13 protein-coding genes are annotated in these 19,514 nt (G+C 67.2%); 4 read left to right on the forward strand and 9 right to left on the reverse strand.

Annotation, left to right across the window (positions count from 1 at the left end; all coding sequences use genetic code 11):
• Positions 1–85: 85 nt before the first annotated feature.
• Both ACZ2G3_RS04410 and fdhA read left to right on the forward strand, forming a co-directional pair.
• A complete protein-coding gene (locus ACZ2G3_RS04410) occupies positions 86–1,711 on the forward strand; it encodes a Na/Pi cotransporter family protein (protein WP_470397900.1) in 1,626 nt (541 codons plus the stop codon).
• Positions 1,712–2,278: 567 nt separating this feature from the next.
• Positions 2,279–3,463 carry a formaldehyde dehydrogenase, glutathione-independent gene (gene fdhA / locus ACZ2G3_RS04415; RefSeq protein ID WP_419268861.1) on the forward strand — a complete coding sequence of 395 codons (1,185 nt, stop codon included), beginning with the start codon at positions 2,279–2,281 and terminating at the stop codon, positions 3,461–3,463.
• 256 nt (positions 3,464–3,719) lie between these two features.
• On the opposite strand, the gene ACZ2G3_RS04420 is transcribed toward fdhA, so the two are convergent.
• The 7 genes from ACZ2G3_RS04420 to ACZ2G3_RS04450 all read right to left on the reverse strand — a co-directional run bounded on the left by ACZ2G3_RS04420 (position 3,720) and on the right by ACZ2G3_RS04450 (position 13,335).
• The gene (locus tag ACZ2G3_RS04420) at positions 3,720–5,375 is read right to left on the reverse strand and encodes an electron transfer flavoprotein-ubiquinone oxidoreductase (RefSeq protein WP_470396575.1); all 1,656 of its coding nucleotides are present in this window, start codon (positions 5,373–5,375) and stop codon (positions 3,720–3,722) included.
• Positions 5,376–5,492: 117 nt separating this feature from the next.
• Positions 5,493–6,890, reverse strand: a complete 1,398-nt coding sequence (locus tag ACZ2G3_RS04425; protein WP_470397903.1) for an L-serine ammonia-lyase — start codon at positions 6,888–6,890, stop codon at positions 5,493–5,495.
• A gap of 7 nt (positions 6,891–6,897) precedes the next feature.
• Positions 6,898–8,160: a serine hydroxymethyltransferase gene (glyA, locus tag ACZ2G3_RS04430; RefSeq protein ID WP_470397905.1), complete on the reverse strand. Its 1,263-nt coding sequence runs from the start codon at positions 8,158–8,160 to the stop codon at positions 6,898–6,900.
• A 73-nt stretch (positions 8,161–8,233) separates the two neighbouring features.
• The gene (locus ACZ2G3_RS04435; protein ID WP_470397906.1) at positions 8,234–8,770 is read right to left on the reverse strand and encodes a sarcosine oxidase subunit gamma; all 537 of its coding nucleotides are present in this window, start codon (positions 8,768–8,770) and stop codon (positions 8,234–8,236) included.
• Between the two features lie 12 nt (positions 8,771–8,782).
• Positions 8,783–11,773 carry a sarcosine oxidase subunit alpha gene (locus ACZ2G3_RS04440; RefSeq protein WP_470397908.1) on the reverse strand — a complete coding sequence of 997 codons (2,991 nt, stop codon included), beginning with the start codon at positions 11,771–11,773 and terminating at the stop codon, positions 8,783–8,785.
• Positions 11,770–12,069: a sarcosine oxidase subunit delta gene (locus tag ACZ2G3_RS04445; protein ID WP_419271255.1), complete on the reverse strand. Its 300-nt coding sequence runs from the start codon at positions 12,067–12,069 to the stop codon at positions 11,770–11,772. Before ACZ2G3_RS04445 ends, ACZ2G3_RS04440 begins: the two co-directional genes overlap by 4 nt.
• A gap of 12 nt (positions 12,070–12,081) precedes the next feature.
• Positions 12,082–13,335 (reverse strand): sarcosine oxidase subunit beta family protein, encoded by a 1,254-nt coding sequence (locus ACZ2G3_RS04450; protein ID WP_111301903.1) that lies wholly within the window; start codon positions 13,333–13,335, stop codon positions 12,082–12,084.
• Positions 13,336–13,432: 97 nt separating this feature from the next.
• Here ACZ2G3_RS04450 and ACZ2G3_RS04455 point away from each other — a divergent pair, with 97 nt between their 5' ends.
• On the forward strand, positions 13,433–14,461 hold the full coding sequence (locus ACZ2G3_RS04455; protein ID WP_470397910.1) for a GlxA family transcriptional regulator: 1,029 nt from the start codon (positions 13,433–13,435) through the stop codon (positions 14,459–14,461).
• Between the two features lie 148 nt (positions 14,462–14,609).
• Here ACZ2G3_RS04455 and ACZ2G3_RS04460 read toward each other — a convergent pair whose 3' ends face one another.
• The gene (locus tag ACZ2G3_RS04460) at positions 14,610–15,848 is read right to left on the reverse strand and encodes an aromatic ring-hydroxylating oxygenase subunit alpha (RefSeq protein ID WP_419271257.1); all 1,239 of its coding nucleotides are present in this window, start codon (positions 15,846–15,848) and stop codon (positions 14,610–14,612) included.
• 154 nt (positions 15,849–16,002) lie between these two features.
• On the opposite strand from ACZ2G3_RS04460, the gene ACZ2G3_RS04465 reads away from it, so the two are divergent.
• Positions 16,003–16,887, forward strand: a complete 885-nt coding sequence (locus ACZ2G3_RS04465; protein WP_470397913.1) for a LysR family transcriptional regulator — start codon at positions 16,003–16,005, stop codon at positions 16,885–16,887.
• A gap of 62 nt (positions 16,888–16,949) precedes the next feature.
• On the opposite strand, the gene ACZ2G3_RS04470 is transcribed toward ACZ2G3_RS04465, so the two are convergent.
• Positions 16,950–19,511 carry a GcvT family protein gene (locus ACZ2G3_RS04470; RefSeq protein ID WP_419271259.1) on the reverse strand — a complete coding sequence of 854 codons (2,562 nt, stop codon included), beginning with the start codon at positions 19,509–19,511 and terminating at the stop codon, positions 16,950–16,952.
• Positions 19,512–19,514 lie beyond the last annotated feature (3 nt).

The following is a 19,514-nucleotide window of genomic DNA, read 5'->3' on the forward strand; positions in this document are numbered from 1 at the left end:
CGTGCCCTGCCGGCGATTTTACCGAAGACCTTGAATTTCGACCAAAACGGGTCAAGATCAGGAAACTGTCGCAGAGGAGGCCGGCATGGGCTCGATCATCGTCGGCTGCCAGATCGCCGGGGCGGTGGCGCTGCTGCTGTTCGGCCTGGGACTGATCCGCGACGGGGTAACCCAGGCGCTGGGGTTTCGGCTGAAGGTCGTGCTGGGCCTGGGCACGCGGACCGGACCGCGTGCCTTCGCGGCCGGCCTGGGGACCACGCTTGGGCTGCAATCCTCGACCGCGACGGCGCTGATGGTCAGTTCTTTCGTGGAGCGTGACCTGATCCGCACCCGCATGGCGCAGGTCGCGATGCTGGGGGCCAATGTCGGCACCGCGCTGACCGCCTGGTTCGTGACCACGGGCGTTGCCGCCGTGGCGCCGGCGCTGCTGCTGCTGGGCTATGTCATGGCGCGCCGGACCCATACCACGCATGTCGGCATCGGCCGGGCGCTGATCGGCGCGGGTCTGATGTTCCTGTCGCTGTCACTGCTGTCGGCCGCGACCGCGCCGCTGCGCGAGGCGCCCGAGGTGGGGGCCTTTCTGGCGATGCTGGACGATGCCTGGCCGGTCGCCCTGATCTTTGCGGCCGGGGTGGCGGCGCTCTGCTCGTCCTCGCTGGCGGCGGTGCTCTTGATCACGTCGCTGGCGCTGCCGCCGGCGCTGACGGTGGTGCTGGTCCTCGGCGCCAACCTGGGCGGGGCACTGCCGGCCGTCATGGCCAACCTGTCGGCCGGGGCCGAGGCGCGGCGCGTCACCGCCGGCAACCTGGTCGTCCGGGCCATCGGCTGTCTGGCCGTGCTGCCCCTGGCGGGAACGATCGGCTCCCTGCTGACCGGCTTTCCCATTGCCAGCGGGCTGGCGGTCGAGGTGCACCTGGTCTTCAACATCGCGGTGGCGGCCGCGATCTGGCCCTTTACCGGCCTCATCTCCAAGGGGATGGCGCGGCTGATCGTGGATGATGAACCCGACGGCGACCCGGCCCCGCGCTGGTTGGACGAGGATGCGCTGAACACGCCCGCCCTGGCGCTGGCCGGAGCGGCCCGCGAGGCCCTGGCCATCGGCGACACGGTCGAACGGATGCTGGTCCAGGCCCGCACGGCGTTCCGTTCCGACGATCCCGCGCCCCTGGCCGAGGTGGCCGAACTGGAGGCGCGGATCGACCGCCGCCAGCAGGAGGTCAAGACCTATCTGTCCCGCCTTGGCCGCGGTGCGGGAGAAGTGGAGCGTCGCCGGACTATCGCGATCCTGGACTATGTCATCAACCTCGAACATATCGGCGACATCATCGACAAGGGCCTGTCGCCCGAGGTCCGCCAGAAGATCGGGCTGCGCCTGCGCTTTTCCGACGAGGGTTATGACGAGCTGGACCGGATGTTCCTGATGAGCCTCGACACGCTGCGCATGGCGCAGACGGTCTTCATGACAGGCGACCGGGACCTGGCGCGGCGGCTGATGGAACTGAAGGTCGAGATCCGCAACATGGAGCGCCAGTCGGCCCAACGCCACCTGATCCGCCTGCGCGAAGGCCATGCCGCCAGCCTTGAAACCTCGTCCCTGCACCTGGACATCCTGCGCGACCTGAAGCGGATCAACGCCCATACCGTCGCCGTGGCCCATCCCATCCTGGACGAGGAGGGCCTGCTGGCCGAAAGCCGGCTGCGGCATTCGTGACCGGGCGGGCCTGCGTCAGTCAGGTGTCCGATTTGCTTTGCTGACCGAAAAACTTGCCCCAAATAGCCGAAGCGCCGGTATATGCAGGAGTTTCTGGCCGATCACGGGCCGGGGCCGACAGGCGTCACATGCGGCTGCCCGAGATCGCGTTCGACCGGTCGGAATCCCGATCGGCGTGAGGGCTTGGGAAGCCGAATCCATGGATTTGCGCGCCTGTCTCGGGCGCCGTTTTGTGCGGGTGAGACAGCCGATTTGAGCATGGAAATGGCGCAATCTCGGCCGCGTCTGGACGCTGTAGTCAGGGCAGCCCCGGCCCCCACCAGGCGGCAGAGAAATCAGCCGTGAAAACACTCGGATTCCCCTTAATTTACAGGCTTTTTTCGACCCTCCGCCCTTGAAGCGAAAGGGCCTTCCGGATATGGTTTGGGCGGGGGCCACGACGGGCGAACGACGTCGGGTATGGCCATGTCCCATCCTGCCGCGCGAGGCCGTTAGGAGCGGTTTCGGCCCAGGTCCAAAGCGACCGGATGCCGGTCGCCGTTTCATGATTCCCAGGAGGAGGAACGTATGAGCACCAACAGAGGCGTGGTCTACACCGGACCGGGCAAGGTCGAGGTCGACAACATCCCCGACGCCAAGCTGCAGGCACCCGACGGGCGCAAGATCGGCCACGGGGTGATCCTCAAGGTCGTCTCGACCAACATCTGCGGTTCGGACCAGCACATGGTGCGCGGCCGGACCACGGCCGAGCCCGGCCTGATCCTGGGCCACGAGATCACCGGCGAGGTCATCGAAAAGGGCAGCGACGTCGAGATGCTGGACATCGGCGACATCGTCTCGGTTCCCTTCAACGTGGCCTGCGGCCGCTGCCGCTGCTGCCGGTCGGGCGATACGGGCGTCTGCCTGACGGTGAACCCGTCGCGTGCGGGCGGTGCCTATGGTTATGTCGACATGGGTGGCTGGATCGGCGGGCAGGCCCGCTATGTCATGGTTCCCTATGCCGACTTCAATCTGCTGAAGTTCCCCGACCGCGATCGCGCGATGTCGAAGATCCGCGACCTGACCATGCTGTCGGACATCCTGCCGACGGGCTTCCATGGCGCATGGAAGGCCGGCGTGGGCGTCGGCTCGGTCGTCTATGTCGCCGGCGCGGGCCCGGTGGGCCTGGCCGCGGCGGCTTCCGCCCGCATCCTGGGCGCGGCCGTCGTGATGATCGGCGACTTCAACAAGGAACGGCTGGAGCACGCCCGCAAGGTCGGCTTTGAACCGGTGGACCTGTCCAAGGGCGACAACCTGCCCGAGATGATCGCCCAGATCACCGGCAGCCCCGAAGTGGACGCCGCCATCGACGCCGTGGGCTTCGAGGCACGCGGCCATTCCGGTGGCGAACAGCCAGCCATCGTGCTGAACCAGATGATGGAGATCACCCGCGCCGCCGGCCAGATCGGCATCCCGGGCCTCTACGTGACCGAGGATCCGGGTGCCGTCGACGAAGCCGCCAAGCAGGGCAGCCTGTCGATGCGCTTCGGCCTGGGCTGGGCCAAGGCGCAGTCCTTCCACACCGGCCAGACCCCGGTCCTGCAGTACAACCGCCAGCTGATGCAGGCGATCCTGCATGACCGGCTGCCGATCGCGGATATCGTCAACGCAACGATCATCCCGCTGGAGGACGCGGTTCAGGGCTATGAAAGCTTTGACCAGGGCGTCGCCAAGAAGTTCGTGCTGGACCCGCACGGCATGCTGGCCGCCTGAACTCTGCGGCGCGCCGGTTCCTCCGGCGCGCCGACCCCTGCTGCGGCAGACCCTGGTCTGCACCATCCGCCGGCCCGGGGCACGGGCCACGATCTGGCGGAGCGACATGCCGGATGATCCCGTGCCAGGCTGCCCCGTCCTTTTTCCCCACATCAAAAGAAAACGCGCGACCAGATGGGCGCGCGCTTGCGTTGGACGGTCCACAGGCATCAGGGCTGGCCGAAACTCCTGCAACGCCTGCGGCTTTTCGCTTCCATCACATGTTCGGGTAGTTCGGCCCGTCCCCGCCCTGGGGGGTGGTCCAGACGATGTTCTGGCTGGGGTCCTTGATGTCGCAGGTCTTGCAGTGGACGCAGTTCTGGAAGTTGATGACAAAGCGCGGGCCGGCCTCGTCCTGGACGACCTCGTAGACGCCGGCCGGGCAATAGCGCTGCGCGGGCTCGGCATATTCGGGCAGGTTCACCGCGATGGGGATCGACGGGTCGCGCAGCTTCAGGTGGCAGGGCTGGCTTTCCTCGTGGTTGGTGAAGGAGAAGGCCACGTTCGTCAGCCGGTCGAAGGACAGCACGCCGTCGGGGCGCGGATAGTCGATCGGCTTGTGGTCGGCCGCCTTGCCAGTGGCGGCGGCGTCGGACTTGCCGTGGCTCCAGGTGCCCAAGGGGTTCCAGCCGGTCAGGTTCGCCACCCACATGTCAAAGCCGCCCAGCATCAGGCTGGCGGTCAGGCCCAGCTTGGACCACATCGGCTTGACGTTTCTGACCCGCTTGAGGTCCTGGCCGATCTCGCCCCCGCGGACGGCCGCGTCGTAATCGGCCAGCCGGTCGCCCTCGCGCCCGGCATGGATCGCGGCGGCGGCGGCATCGGCGGCGGCGATGCCCGACAGCATCGCGTTGTGGTTGCCCTTGATGCGCGGCAGGTTGACCATGCCGGCGGAACATCCCAGCAGCAGCCCGCCCTCGAACGACATCTGCGGCAGCGACTGGAAGCCGCCCTCGCTGATGGCGCGGGCGCCATAGCTGATGCGCTTGCCGCCCTCCAGCAGGTCCGCCACCATCGGGTGGTGCTTGAAGCGCTGGAACTCCATGTAGGGATAGAGATGCGGGTTCTTGTAGTTCAGGTGGACGACGAAGCCGACCAGCACCTGGTTGTTCTCGAGGTGATAGATGAAGCTGCCGCCGCCCGCGTTCTTGCCCAGGGGCCAGCCCATCGTGTGCACGACGCGGCCCTTCTGGAACTTCTCGGGGCGGACCTCCCAGATCTCCTTCATGCCCAGGCCGAACTTCTGCGCATCCGATCCCGCGGTCAGGTTCAGCCGCTCGTTGATCTGCTTGGCCAGGCTCCCGCGCACGCCCTCGGCGATGAAGACATACTTGCCCAGAAGCTCCATCCCCGGCTCGTAGCCGTCGCCGATGGAGCCGTCGGGATTGCGGCCGAACTCGCCGGCGACGACGCCCGCGACCCGGTCGCCGTTCCAGACGACCTGGCTGGCGGCCATCCCGGGGAAGATCTCGACGCCGAGCGCCTCGGCCTGCTCTGCCATCCAGCGGCAGACATTGCCCATGGAGACGATGTAGTTGCCGTGGTTCGACATCAGGGGCGGCATCGGCCAGTTCGGCACCCGCACCTGGCCCGCCTCGCCCAGGACGTAGAAGTTGTCGTCGGTGACCTCGGTGGTCAGCGGCGCGCCCTTCGCCTTCCAGTCGGGGATCAGCCGGGTCAGCCCGCAGGGGTCCAGGACCGCACCCGACAGGATATGCGCCCCGACCTCCGAGCCCTTCTCCAGCACCACGACCGACAGTTCGGGGTCGATCTGCTTCAGCCGGATCGCCGCCGACAGACCGCTCGGACCCGCCCCCACGATCACGACGTCATACTCCATCGACTCGCGCTCGATCCCGCTCTCCTCGATCATCCGATGGTACCTTCGTGCTCGTGCTGTTGGGTGGAATTGAGGATGGCGGCCGTCCGCCGCCGAGGGCCCGTCATGGCCAGCCGGACCCGCGGGCGATCGGCCCGCGGGTCCCTGGTTTCAGCATTCCGGCAGGTTGACGGCGATACCGCCCTGCGAGGTTTCCTTGTACCTGCTGTCCATGTCCCTGCCGGTCTGCAGCATGACGCGGATGCAGTTGTCGAGCGGCATGAAATGCTGCCCGTCGCCCCGCAGCGCCAGGCTGGCCGCCGAGACCGCCTTGATGGCGCCCAAGGCGTTGCGTTCGATGCAGGGCACCTGGACCAGGCCCGCGGCCGGGTCGCAGGTCATGCCGAGGTGATGTTCCAGGGCGATCTCGGCAGCATTCTCGATCTGCTCATTGGTGCCGCCCAGGACAGCGCAGAGCGCCGCCGCGGCCATTGCGGCGGCCGAACCGACCTCGCCCTGGCAACCGACTTCGGCCCCCGAGATCGAGGCATTGGCCTTGATGATCCCGCCCACGGCGGCAGCCGTCAGCAGGAAGTCGCGGCACTGCTCGTCCGAGCCGCCGATGTGGTCCTGCCAATAGCGTAGGACCGCGGGAACCGTTCCGGCGGCGCCGTTGGTGGGGGCGGTGACCACGCGGCCACCGGCGGCGTTCTCCTCGTTCACGGCCATGGCATAGACGCTGAGCCAGTCATTCACCGTGTGCGGATGCTGGTCGTTGCGGAAGCGCTCTGCCTGCAGCGTCCGGTGAATGGCCGCGGCACGCCGGCGCACCTTGAGCCCGCCGGGCAGGATGCCCTCTTCGCGCAAGCCCCGGTCGATGCAGGCGTTCATCGCGCCGGCCAGCCGGTCCAGGCCGGCGTCCAGGTCTTTGCGACCCTGCGCCAGTTCGTTCGCGCGCTTCATCGCGGCGATGCCGAGGCCCGACTTGCGGCCCATCTGCAGCATCTCGGCGGCATTGGCGAAGGGATAGGGCACGTCGGGGCGATGGGGAGGCTTGTCGGCCGCGGCGCGATCCGCCAGAAGCTGCGCCTCGGTCAGCACGAAGCCGCCGCCGATCGAGTAGTAGACCGTCATCAGGCAGCGGTTGCCCTGCGCATCGAAGGCCTCGAAGGTCATGGCATTGGCGTGCAGGGGCAGGGCGGGCCCGTAATCGAAGATCAGGTCGCGCGCGGGCGCGAATTCCAGCGCCGGCAGGCCCGGAGGGGTCAGCTGGTTCGTCTGGTTCAGCGCCGCGATCATGCCTTCGGCCGCGTCGGGATCCATGCTCTCGGGGCGCTGCCCCAGCAGCCCCAGCATCACCGCCCGGTCGGTGGCATGACCCTTGCCGGTGAAGGCCAGGGAACCATGCAGCGTCACCCGCAGCCGGGCGGGCTGGCCCGCGCCTGGGATGGGTTCGGCCCCGCCGCGCAGGTCGTCCAGGAAATGCGCGGCCGCCACCATCGGCCCCATCGTGTGCGACGACGAGGGACCGATGCCATGCTTGAAGACGTCGAAGACCGAGATGAACATGGATGTGTCAGCCGTAGATCGGGAAGCGGTCGCACATCGCCTTGACCTCGGCGCGGACGGAGGCTTCGGTGTCGGGGCAGCCGTCGGGATTTTCCGCCAGCGCCTTGAGGACGCGCAGGATCATCTGGCCGATGGTCTTGAACTCGGCCTCGCCGAAGCCGCGGGTGGTTCCGGCCGAGCTGCCAAGCCGGATGCCCGAGGTGACGAATGGCTTTTCCGGGTCGAAGGGGATGGCGTTCTTGTTGCAGGTCAGGCCCGCACGTTCCAGCCCGATTTCGGCGGCCTTGCCGGTGACGCCAAGCGGGCGCAGGTCGCACAGGACCATGTGGCAGTCAGTGCCGCCCGAGACGATGCCCATGCCGCCCTGGGTCAGGGTGTCGGCCAGGACGCGGGCATTGGCGATGACGTTCCGCGCGTAATCCTTGAACGAGGGCTGCAGCGCCTCGCCGAAGGCCACGGCCTTGGCGGCGATCACGTGCATCAGCGGGCCGCCCTGGTTGCCCGGGAAGACGGCCGAGTTGAACTTCTTGGCCAGGTCGTCGTCATTGGTCAGGATCACGCCGCCGCGCGGGCCGCGCAGGGTCTTGTGGGTGGTCGAGGTGGTGACATGGGCATGCGGCACCGGGTTGGGGTATTCGCCCGCGGCGATCAGGCCCGCGTAATGGGCCATGTCGACCATCAGATAGGCCCCGACCTCGTCGGCGATGGCGCGGAAGGCGGCGAAATCCATGTGGCGCGGATAGGCCGAGGCGCCCGCCACGATCAGCTTGGGACGTTCGGCCAAGGCCAGGTCGCGGACCTTGGCCATGTCGATCAGGTGCGTGTCCTCCTCGACCTCGTAGGAGACGACTTGGAACCACTTGCCCGACATGGTCACGGGCGAGCCGTGGGTCAGGTGGCCGCCATGGGCCAGCGAGAGGCCCATGATCTTGTCGCCGGGCTGCAGCAGGGCCAGGAAGACCGCCTGGTTGGCCTGCGCGCCGGAATGGGGCTGGACGTTGACATGCGCGGCGCCGAACAGCTCCTTCAGGCGGTCGCGGGCGATGTCCTCGACCTCGTCGACGAATTCGCAGCCGCCGTAATAGCGCTTGCCGGGATAGCCCTCAGCATACTTGTTCGTCAGGACCGAGCCCTGGGCCGCCAGGACATCGCTCGAGACGATGTTCTCGGAGGCGATCAGCTCGATCTGGTCCTGCTGGCGGCTCAGTTCGCGGCCGATGGCCCCGGCGATGGCAGTGTCGGACAGGTGCGGGGTCTTGAAGTCGAGCATGGGAGGTCCTTTCGGCATTTCGGGGTCGTCCGCGGCCCGAAGGCCGCGAGCCGCAGGAGTGGAGGAGCGCGCCTCAGAGGCCGGACTTCAGTTCCACGGTGATCTTGTCCAGGATCGCGCGGACATGCGGCAGGAAGCTGCGCCACACGTCCATGCGGAAGTCCTGCGGGCCATCGCGCCACAAGAGCACGGTCGCGCTGTCGAACAGCGTGCGCGCGCCCCGGCCGACCGGGATGGCATCGATGTCGCGGGGGCAGACGGCCGTCAGGGCCGTCAGCGCCTGCGCACCCGACAGGCGCAGCGTGATCTCGCGGTCGCTGACCTCGACCAGGCTGTGCGGGATCTGGGCATAGGCCGCAGCCCCCGCCGCGACCAGCGCGTCGCGCTCGGCCTCGGCAGTCAGGATCGCCCACTCGTCGGGACCCAGGCACAGGACCTCGGTCTGGCCGGCGGTGCTGCGCTGCCCGATGGCGGTGGGCAGTTCCAGCCCGAGCGCGGCCGCCAGGGCCTCGCGCTGGCCGGGACGGACCCGCAGCGAGAAGCGGCCGACCGGGGGAAGCTCTTCCAGCAGGAAGGGCTGAGCATTGAAGTCATGTCGTTGCGTTGTCATGGTCGTCGCTCCTCAGGCCTTCAGCCGTTCGCCTTCAGGGTCATAGAAGTTGGTCGAGGTGACCTTGGCCCGGATCGTGCCGTTCGGCATCGGGATGTGCACCGTCTCGCCCATGCGGTTGTGGCCGCCGGTGATCACCGCCATCGCGATCGGCCGGCCCAAGGCCACCGAGTCATAGGACGAGGTCACGTGCCCGGCCATGGTCATCGGCGTCTTCTGGTTGGGGTCCAGCACGATCTGCGCGCCTTCCTCCAGCCGGGTGCCGTCCTCGGTGATCAGGCCGACCAGCTGCTTGCGGTTCGGCGCCACGATGTCGGGACGATCCAGCGAGCGCTTGCCCACGAAGTCCTTCTTCGCCTTGCCGATCGCCCAGTCCAGACCCGCGTCCTGCGGGGTGACGGTGCCGTCGGTGTCCTGGCCCACGATGATATAGCCCTTTTCGGCGCGCAGGACGTGCATCGACTCGGTGCCATAGGGGCAGATGTCATAGGCGCGGCCGGCCTCGTGGATCGCCTTCCACAGCGCAAGGCCGTGGCGGGCGGGGACGTTGATCTCGAAGCCCAGCTCGCCGGTGAAGCTGATGCGGAACAGGCGCGCGGGCAGGCCCGCCACGGTGCACTCCGCGACCGACATGTGCGGGAAGTTGGCGTCGGACATGTCCAGGCCTTCGACCAGCGGCTCCAGCACCTTGCGGGCGTTGGGGCCGTTGACCGCGACGGTCGACCACTGTTCGGTCGTCGAGGTCAGCCAGACGTTCAGGTCGGGCCATTCGGTCTGGAGATAGTCCTCCATCATGTTCAGGACGCGCGCGGCACCGCCGGTGGTGGTGGTGACGTGGAACAGGTCCTGCGACAGGCGGCCGATGACGCCGTCATCGCGGATGAACCCGTCCTCGCCCAGGAGAAGGCCATAGCGGCAGCGGCCCGGCGCAAGTTTCGTCCAGGGGTTCGTGTACATGCGGTTCATGAACTCGACCGCATCGGGACCCGCGACCTCGATCTTGCCTAGGGTCGAGGCGTCGAACATGCCCACCGAGGCCCGCGTCGCGCGGCATTCGCGCGCCACGGCGGCATGCATGTCCTCTCCGCCCTTGGGGAAGTACCAGGCGCGGCGCCACAGCGACACCGGCTCGAACACCGCGCCCTGCGCCTCGGCCCAGGGGTCGATGGGCGTCTTGCGGGTCAGTTCGAACGTGGCGCCCTTGTGATAGCCCGCAAAGGCACCAAAGCTGGTCGGCGTGTAGGGCGGACGGAATGTCGTCAGGCCCACCTGCGGCGGCTGCTTGCCCAGCGCGTCGGCGGCGATCATCAGGCCGTTGATGTTCGACATCTTGCCCTGGTCGGTGGCCATGCCGTTGGTGGTGTAGCGCTTGACATGCTCGATCGAGCGCATGCCCTCGCGCACGGCCAGGCGGATGTCCTTGGCGGTCACGTCGTTCTGGTAGTCGACAAAGGCCTTGGCCTTGCCGGCGCTGAGGTCGGTCGGCAGTTCTTTCTGGCTGACGCCGGTGCCGGGGCGGTCACCCTCGACGCCTGCGCCGAAGGCGGTGCCGGTGCGGCCCAGGGCCTCGGCAGCGGCCATGCCGGCCTTCACGCCATCCTCGATCACCGGACCATAGCCCCAGAGCCCGCGGCCGGCGCCGGCGATCTGGCAGGCCTCGGTCTTGTGGTTGGGCAGGAAGGTGCGGCTGTCCGCATCCCAGGTCAGCGAACCCTTGGTGTGCGAGAAGAGATGCAGCGACGGCGTCCAGCCGCCCGACATCAGCAGCGTGTCGCAGGCGATCTTGCGGCCCGCGCCGACTTGGCCACCCTTGACCGGGTTGACGCGGACGCCCTTGATGCGCAGCCGGCCATAGGTCGTGGTGACGGTGTGGCCGGTCAGCAGCTGGATGCCGCGACGGCGGGCAGCCTCGGCCAAGTCCGGGCGGACCTGGTCGCGGGTGTCGGCGATGACCGTCACGCGGCCGCCGGCATCCACCAGGTCGAAGGCGGCGTAATAGGCGCTGTCATGGCTGGTCACCACGGCGGCGCAATCGCCGACCTTGACGCCATAGCGGTTCAGGTAGGTCTGTGCGGAGCCGGCCAGCATGACGCCCGGACGGTCGTTGCCGTCGAACACCAGCGGCTTTTCCAGTGCGCCCTGCGCCAGGACGACCTGCTCGGCCCGGACGCGCCACATGCGTTCGCGCGGCGCGCCATGCGGCGGCTGGTCCAGGTGGTCGGTCAGACGTTCGCAGAGGCCCACGAAGTTCTGGTGGTAATAGCCGATGGCGGTGGTGCGGGTCATCACGCGAACACCGGCGGCGCGCAGCTGCGACAGCTGCTCGGCCAGCCACGCCCAGGATCCCCGGCCGTCGATGCGCACCGAAGGATCGGACAGCAGCGAGCCGCCCATCTCGGCGTTCTCGTCCACCAGCACCACGCGGGCGCCGGAGCGTGCCGCGACCAGTGCCGCCGCGATGCCCGAGGCGCCGCCGCCGATCACCAGCACGTCGGTGTGCAGGTAGCGCGAGGCGTATTCGTCCGGGTCGACCTCGGTGGGCGACTTGCCCAGGCCGGCGGCGGCACGGATGAAGGGCTCATAGACCTTGTCCCAGAAGCTGCGCGGCCACATGAAGGTCTTGTAGTAGAAGCCGGCCGAGAACAGCATGTAGGCGCGGTCGTTCACCGCCCCGATGTCGAACTTCAGCGACGGAAACTTGTTCTGGCTCTCGGTCACCAGGCCTTGGCGCAGTTCCTGCACGGTGGCGCGGGTGTTCGGCTCGAACCGGCCCGGGCCGCGCGAGGTGCCGATCAGGGCGTTCGGCTCTTCCGAGCCGGCGCTGACGGGACCGCGGGGGCGGTGATACTTGAACGAGCGGCCCATCAGGCGCACGCCGTTGGCCAGCAGCGCCGAGGCGACCGTGTCGCCGCGCAGGCCGGTGTAGCGGCGGCCGTCGAAGGTGAAGCTGACCGGCGCCGCGGGATCGACGCGGCCCATGCCGGGGATACGGTAACGGCTCATTCCGCGGCCTCCAGGGCGTTCAGGACCGGGCGTGCCTCGCCGGCCTTGTAGGTCATCAGGAAGCGGTCGCTGACAGTGTCGCGCACCGCGTTGAAGAAGCGTCCGCAGCCGTGGATGTGGCGCCAGCGCTCGAAATGCGGGCCACGGGCGTTGGTGCGGATGAACAGGAAGTCGCGCCATTCCTCGTCCGACAGGGCAGAGGGGTCGGCGGGGCGGTCGATATGCGCCTCGCCGGCATAGGCGAACTCAAGCTCGGGCAGGGTTGCCTCGCAATAGGGGCAGTGGATCAGCAGCATGGGTCTGGCTCCTCAGTGCGCGACGGCGGCGGCGGCGGCTTCGTCGATCAGCCGGCCAGTGGTAAAGCGTTCTAGGGTGAAGGGTGCGTTGATGGGATGCGGCTCGTCCTTGGCGACGGTCCAGGCCAGCGTATGCGCGGCCCCCGGCGTCGCCTTGAAGCCGCCCGTGCCCCATCCGCAGTTGACATAAAGGCCCTTGACCGGGGTCTTGCCCAGGATGGCGCTGCGGTCGGGGGTCACGTCCACGATCCCGCCCCATTTGCGCAGCATGCGCATCCGGTTGAAGATCGGGAAAACCTCGCAGATGGCCGCGACCGTGTGCTCGATCAGCGGCAGGCCGCCGCGCTGGCTGTAGCTGGTGTACTGGTCGGTGCCCGAGCCGATGACCAGCTCGCCCTTGTCGGACTGGCTGATATAGGCGTGGACGCTGTTCGACATCACCACGCAGGGGAAGATCGGCTTGATCGGTTCGCTGACCAGCGCCTGCAGCGGATAGCTTTCCAGCGGCATCCGCACGCCCGCGCTGTCCATGACGACGCTGGTGTTGCCGGCGGCCGAGACGGCAACCTTCTTGGCCTTGATGAAGCCCTTGGCGGTGTCGACGCCCAGCACCGCGCCGTCGGGGCCGCGGCGGATCGCGATGACCGGGCAGTTCTGGATGATGTCGACGCCGCGCGCCGCCGCGGCGCGGGCATAGCCCCAGGCCACCGCGTCATGGCGTGCCGTGCCGGCCCGCATCTGCAGGGCCGCGCCCATGACGGGATAGCGCGCGTCGGGGCTGATGTTCAGCGGCGGGCAGAAGGCCTTGGCCTCTTCCTTGGTCAGCCAGCGGTTGTCGACGCCGTTCAGGCGGTTCGAATGCACGTGGCGCTGGAACGACTGCACGTCATGGACGTTGTGCGCCAGCATCATCACGCCGCGCTTGGAATACATGACGTTGTAGTTCAGCTCCTGGCTGAGGTTTTCCCACAGGTCCAGGGCGTGGTCATAGAGCCGCGCGCTTTCGTCATAAAGATAGTTCGACCGGATGATCGTGGTGTTGCGGCCGGTATTGCCGCCGCCCAGCCAGCCCTTGTCGATCACCGCGACATTGGTGATGCCATGTTCCTTGGCCAGGTAATAGGCGGCACCCAGGCCATGACCGCCGGCGCCGACGATGACCACGTCGTATTCCGCCTTGGGCTGGCTGTCGGGCCATTGCTCGCGCCAGCCCTTGTGGCCGTTCAGAGCTTGCTTCAGCAGGGAGAAGGCAGAGAAGTGCGTCATGTCGATGCCGCCGTGTTTGAAGGACTGGACAGCAATCTACTTTCAAGGCAAAGGTCAGGGTTGAAGAATTGCGTCACCGTTCGTGCAGGATCGCGTCATGGCCCAGAATCTCCAGCCCGTCCAGAAACGCCTTCGTGTCGCGTTTCTTCTGGCCGACCAGTTCACCCTGTCGGCCTTTGCCAATTTCGTGGACGTGCTGCGCTTGGCGGCGGACGAGGCCGACAAGTCGCGTCCCATCCTGTGCGACTGGACGGTGCTGTCGGACCGGATGGACAGCGTCCGCTCCAGCTGCGGCGTCCGCGTCCAGCCCGACACGCGGCTGCGCCAGGCCGGGCGCTTCGACTATCTGGTCGTGGTCGGCGGGCTAATCAGCGACCGGGCGATGCTGGACCCCGCGGCGATGGAGTTCCTGCAGGCCACGGCGGCGCGCGGGGTGCCCATCATTGGGCTTTGCACCGGCGTCTTCACCCTTCAGGCGGCGGGGCTGCTGCAGGGGTACCGCTGCTGCGTCAGCTGGTTTCACCACCAGGACTTCCTGGACCGCTTTGACAGCGAACGGCCGGTCTCGGACCAGATCTTCGTGGTGGATCGCGACCGCCTGACCTGTTCGGGCGGGCACGGCGCCGCGCATCTGGCCGCCTTCCTGGTGCAGCGCCATATCGGCCAGTCCGCGGCCACCAAAAGCCTCAACATCATGATGATCGACGACGTGCTCAGCGGGCAGCGGGCGCAGCCCGGTCAGGCGCTGGCGCGCCAGCCGCGCGACGAGCTGGTCAAGCGCGCCCTGCTGAAGATGCAGCAGAGCATCGAGCTGCCGCGCACGGTCGATGACCTGGCCGCCGAGCTGGGGGTGGGGCGGCGGACGCTGGAACGCCGCTTCCAGGCGGATCTGGGGCAGTCGCCCCGCACGATCTATCTGGAGATCAGGATCGAGCGCGCCCTAACCCGGCTGCGCACCACCGACCATCCCATCACCGAGATCGCGCTGGCCTGCGGCTTCTGCGACGCCCCGCACCTGTCGCGGACGTTGAAGGCGGAACGGGGTCTGACGCCTGCGGAAATCCGGCGGGCGCGGCCCGAAACGTCGGAAACGCAGCCGGCCCGTCCCCTGGTCCGGCAGCAGTGACCCGGACATCGCTGCGGGGCTGCGGCCGTGGTGGCGTCTGCCCAAGACGGCTACGGCAAAAGCAGACCGCCCGCCCAGGTGACTGGGCGGGCGGTTCGGAAAACATCCCGGTCGCAGTGATGACCGGATGTTGCTGCGGCCGGTGCCGTTACTCGGCCGCCATGGCGGTCGGACGCTCGGTCGCGCGGACGCGGTCCAGGTACCAGTTCACGAACTGGATCACGCCATCCTCGTGCAGCGTCGAATAGGGGCCAGGCTGGTAGGCGGGCGAGCAGATGCCCTGCTGGTTATGCTCGACCACGCGGCGATCTTCGTCGTTGGTGTGTTCCCAGACCGTGGTGAGGTTCTTCAGGTCATAGTCCACGCCTTCGACGGCGTCCTTGTTGACCAGCCAGGTGGTCTGGACCTCGGTCTCCATCGGGCTGATCGGGGTCACGCGGAAGGTGATCGAGTGATCGGTCAGGAAGTGGTTCCAGGTCGTGGGATAGTGGAACATCAGCAGCGTGCCGGCATCCAGGAAGGGAACCTGGCCCAGGCGCTTCTGCACGGCGATCTTGCCGCTGACCGTATAGCTTTCCGCACCGTCCAGAAGCGGCATCCGCGCCACGCGGAACTGCCCGTCGGCACCCATCTGGAAGCGCGAGGGCGCGCCGGCCGATTCCATGCGGTTGAAGTGGTTCTCGACCTTCTCGGGGAAGGTGCCGTCGGGGCTGACGCCGGTGATCGACGGATCCTCGGGATAGGTGCGGCACAGGTCGGGGTGGTTGCCGGCGCAGTGATAGCACTCGCGGTTGTTTTCCCAGACCAGCTTCCAGTTGCCGTTCTCGATGATCGTGGACTGGAAGGCGACCTTGGCGTTCGACAGGTCATGCACGCCCAGATAGGGCGTCACGGTCGCGGCGAAGGTGTCGAAGTCGGGTGCGGTCTCGGCCAGGCAGATATAGACCAGGCCGGCCAGTTCGCGGCAGTGGACGGGCTTCAGCTTGTACTGCGTCGGGTCGAAGTCGACGCCCATGTCGCGCGCCCAGACCAGCTGGCCGTCCAAGCCATAGGTCCACTGGTGATAGGGGCAGGTCAGCTTGGCCACGCGGCCCTGCGAGGCGCTGCAGATGATCGACCCGCGGTGGCGGCACGAGTTGTGGAAGGCGCGGATGCCACCCTGGTTGTCGCGCAGCACGATGACGTCATAGGCACCGATGCGCAGGCGCTGGAAGCTGCCGGACTTGTCCAGGGTGCAGGCCGGGATGGCATAGAGCCATTCGCGGTAGAAGATCGTCTCCATGTCCCGCTCGAACATCTCGGGCGAGGTGTAGAAGGCTTGCGGCAGTCCGTGGCCGGGCTTGTGGCTGGACAGCAGGTCGGAAACAAAATTGTCGGGGCGGTGCATGGCGGGCTCCTGAGGGCGGACTAGCTTCGGCAGACGAAGCCATTTGCTGCTACGATTGACAATCTGGAAAAATTTCAATTGGAGTTAGATGTTCTAACGTCACCCTCGCCGCGCGCGGGATTGCGACGGAATGCTTCGGAAAGCGACATTTTGCATGAACAAGCCCTATGACCTGCCCTCGCTGACCGACCTGTCCTGTTTCGAAGTCGCCGCCCGGCACCGCAGCTTCAAGCGCGCGGCGACCGAGCTGAACGTGACGCCCGCCGCCGTCAGCCACCGTATCAAGGCGCTGGAACAGGAACTGGGGCAGCCGCTGTTCACCCGCCGCTTTCGGGGCGTGGAGCTGACCGAGGCGGGGGCGCTGCTGTTCGTGGCCCTGCAGCGGGGGTTCACCGGCATTTCCGACATCGTGGCCCGCATCCGCAGCCGGCATGTCCGGTCGGGCGTGTCCATCGCCGCGACGACGGCGATGAGCACCATGTGGCTGATGCCGCGCCTGGCCGCGTTCTGGCGCTCCTATCCCGAGATCGCGATCTCCCAGGCGGTGCAGGACGGGCAGGTGCCCGAGGGCGTGGACCTGAGCATCCATTACGGCGATCCCGACCCGCAGGACGACGAGACGATCATCCTGTTCCGCGACCGCATCCTGGCCCTGGGCACGGCCGAGCTGGCCGAGCGGCACGGCATCCGCCGGCTGGAGGATCTGACCCGCGTGCCGCTGGTCCATACGCGCTCGGATGCCGGCGACTGGACCGGCTGGCAGAACTGGTTCGAGCATCTGGGCGCCGCGCCGCCCCAGGGCCCGTCCTTCGTGCTGAACAACTACCTGGTGTCGCTGAAGGCGGCCGAGGATCACATGGGCGCCGTGCTGGGCTGGGAGGGTCTGCTGGGCAGCTATCTGGACAAAGGCCCGCTGATCCAGCTGGTCCCCGAGGCCATGCCCTCGCCCTTTCCCTTTTATCTGCGGGTCCATGGCCGGGCCTCGGCCAACGGACGGCTGCTGGCGGACTGGCTGGCCTCGAATGTCCAGCTGACCTGAAACGGGAAAACCCCGGCGGATCGCTCCGCCGGGGTTCTTGTTCAGGTTAGCTGATCTTGTCCTCAGCTTCTGGGCTTGAGGTTCTCGGGGTCGTAGATCGGCTTGTAGCCGATGCCCACGACCTCGACCGGGTAGATCTCGTCGAAATACGACACGTTCAGCTTGCGGCCCTCCTGGCAATAGGCCCAGGGCAGGTAGGCCAGCGCGATGTTCTTGCCGACGCTGGGACCATAGGCGATGGAGGTCGTGTAGGACCGCCGGCCCAACTCGTCGATCAGCACTTCGCCGCTCTCGGGATCCATGACCGGCAGCGTCCCGACCGGGAAGCGCGCGACGCCGTTGCTGTCGACGTTGTCGGTCATCACCAGGGTGCACAGCATGGCGGGCTGGTTGGCGCGCTCGCGGTACTCCTGGTGCTTGGCCTTGCCGACGAAATCGGCCTCCTTGACCTTCGGACGCGACAGGTCGGCCTCGTAGAGGTTGTACTGGGTCAGAAGGTCGGCGTTCTGCAGGCGCAGCGACTTTTCCAGGCGACGCGAGTTCGCATAGGTCTCGACGCCCACGGCCATGACGCCGGCACCACGCAGCGCGTCCCAGACTGCCAGACCGTCGTCGTAGCGCAGGTGCAGTTCCCAGCCCTGTTCGCCCACATAGGAGATGCGGAAGGCCATGACCTTGCAGCCGGCGATCTCGATCTCGCGGATGGCCGCGAAGGGGAAGTTCGCCGCGTCCAGCGCGTCCGGATCGGCCACGACCTTCTTGAGGTTCTCCCGCGCGTTGGGGCCCCAGATGCCGATGGTGGTGAACTTTTCGGTCACGTCGGTGATGGTGACGTCAAAGCCTTTGTCCTGTGCCACGCGGCGCATGTAGATCAGGTCGCGCGGGCCGGCATCGGCACCGTTCACCAGGCGGCAGCGGTCACCCATGCGGAAGACGGTGAAGTCGGCGCGAACCATGCCTTCCTCGTCCAGCATATGGGTGTAGATGCCCTTGCCGATGTTGGCGTCGCCGCCGATCTTGGCCGCGCAGAGCCATTCCATCAGGGCGACGTGGTCCGGGCCCTCGATGTCGGTCATGTGGAAGTGCGACAGGTTGATGATGCCGCAATCGGCGCTCATCTCCAGCTGCTCGGCGTTCGACACGCGCCAGAAATGGCGGCTGTCCCATTCGTTCTCGCGCAGCGGCACCTGGTCCGCGTATTTCTCCAGCAGATGCTCGTTGGCGGCATAGCCGTGGGCGCGTTCCCAGCCACCCAGTTCCATGAAGTAGCCGCCCAGTTCCTTCTCACGCTCGTGGAAGGGCGAACGGCGGATGCCGCGGGCATTGGCAAAGGGCTCGCGCGGGTGCACCGGCGGGTTGTAGATCTTGGCGGCCGTTTCCTCGCAGCGACCCCAGATATAGTCCTCGGACAGCTGGAAGTCGTTGAAGCGGGCATAGTCGATCGCGTGATGGTCGATGTCGGTGCGACCCTTGGTCATCCAGTCGGCGATCAGCTTGCCCATGCCCGGGCCGTCCTTGACCCAGATGGCCACGGCATACCACAGGCCGCGCATCTTGCGGCTTTCGCCCATCGACGGACCGCCGTCGGTGGTCGTCTGCAGCAGGCCGTTGAACGAGTGGCTTTCGTTGAAGCCCAGTTCCGCCAGGATCGGCGTCAGCTCCATCGCCCGCTCCAGCGGCTCGATCACGTCGTCCAGCACCAGGTCGCGCTGCGAGGGCGACAGGCGGGCCTGATCCTTTTCCAGAAGCTCGCGCGGATGGACCATCCGGACGTCCTTCTCGTAGTAGTAGCCCCACTCGATCTGGCCGCCTTCGGTGGTGTTGGGATCGCCCGTGTCGCGCAGATAGGCCGAGTTGCCCTGGTCGCGCAGCAGCGGACGGCCGATTTCCAGTCCGGTGCCGGCGAATTCGTCATAGGGACCGAAGAAGGTCAGCGGGTGGTCGACCGGCATCACCGGCAGGTCCTCGCCCGCCATCTCGGCGATCAGGCGACCCCAGAGGCCGGCGCAGACCACGACGTAATCCGCCATGATCGTGCCGCGCGAGGTCTTGACGCCCTTGATGCGACCGTTCTCGTGGATCAGTTCCAGCGCCGGGGTGTTGGCAAAGATCTTCAGCTTGCCGGCGTTCACGCCCATGTCGACCAGCTTGCCGGCGACCGTCTGCGACCGCGGCACGACCAGGCCCGCATCGGGATCCCAGAGCGCGCCCTGGATCTGGTCTTCCTCCAGCAGGGGGAACTTCTCCTTGGCCTCGGCGGCCGAGATGATCTTGACGTTGGTGCCGAAGGCCTTGCCGCTGTCGACGCGGCGCTTCAGTTCGGCCATGCGGGCGTCGTCGCCGACGCGCGCGACTTCCAGGCCGCCGATGCGCTTGTAGTTGCCCAGCTTCTCGTAGAAATCCATGGAGTACATGGTCGTCCAGCACGACAGCAGGTCATGGCTGGTCGCATAGCAGAAGTCGGAGGCATGGGCGGTCGAGCCGATATCGGTCGGGATGCCCGACTTGTCGATGCCCACGATGTCGTCCCACCCGTTCTCGATGAGATGATGGGCGACCGAGGCCCCGACGATTCCACCGAGGCCGACAATGACGACCCTGGCCCTCTCTGGGAATGAAGACATCAC

The organism is Paracoccus sp. KKT209 (genome assembly GCF_055635455.1).

Coding starts and splice junctions, on each gene's coding strand:
- ACZ2G3_RS04410 (WP_470397900.1), top strand. CDS start 86: ATGGGCTCGATCATCGTCGGCTGCCAGATCGCCGGGGCGGTGGCGCTG.
- fdhA (WP_419268861.1), top strand. CDS start 2,279: ATGAGCACCAACAGAGGCGTGGTCTACACCGGACCGGGCAAGGTCGAG.
- ACZ2G3_RS04420 (WP_470396575.1), bottom strand. CDS start 5,375: ATGATCGAGGAGAGCGGGATCGAGCGCGAGTCGATGGAGTATGACGTC.
- ACZ2G3_RS04425 (WP_470397903.1), bottom strand. CDS start 6,890: ATGTTCATCTCGGTCTTCGACGTCTTCAAGCATGGCATCGGTCCCTCG.
- glyA (WP_470397905.1), bottom strand. CDS start 8,160: ATGCTCGACTTCAAGACCCCGCACCTGTCCGACACTGCCATCGCCGGG.
- ACZ2G3_RS04435 (WP_470397906.1), bottom strand. CDS start 8,770: ATGACAACGCAACGACATGACTTCAATGCTCAGCCCTTCCTGCTGGAA.
- ACZ2G3_RS04440 (WP_470397908.1), bottom strand. CDS start 11,773: ATGAGCCGTTACCGTATCCCCGGCATGGGCCGCGTCGATCCCGCGGCG.
- ACZ2G3_RS04445 (WP_419271255.1), bottom strand. CDS start 12,069: ATGCTGCTGATCCACTGCCCCTATTGCGAGGCAACCCTGCCCGAGCTT.
- ACZ2G3_RS04450 (WP_111301903.1), bottom strand. CDS start 13,335: ATGACGCACTTCTCTGCCTTCTCCCTGCTGAAGCAAGCTCTGAACGGC.
- ACZ2G3_RS04455 (WP_470397910.1), top strand. CDS start 13,433: ATGGCCCAGAATCTCCAGCCCGTCCAGAAACGCCTTCGTGTCGCGTTT.
- ACZ2G3_RS04460 (WP_419271257.1), bottom strand. CDS start 15,848: ATGCACCGCCCCGACAATTTTGTTTCCGACCTGCTGTCCAGCCACAAG.
- ACZ2G3_RS04465 (WP_470397913.1), top strand. CDS start 16,003: ATGAACAAGCCCTATGACCTGCCCTCGCTGACCGACCTGTCCTGTTTC.
- ACZ2G3_RS04470 (WP_419271259.1), bottom strand. CDS start 19,511: ATGTCTTCATTCCCAGAGAGGGCCAGGGTCGTCATTGTCGGCCTCGGT.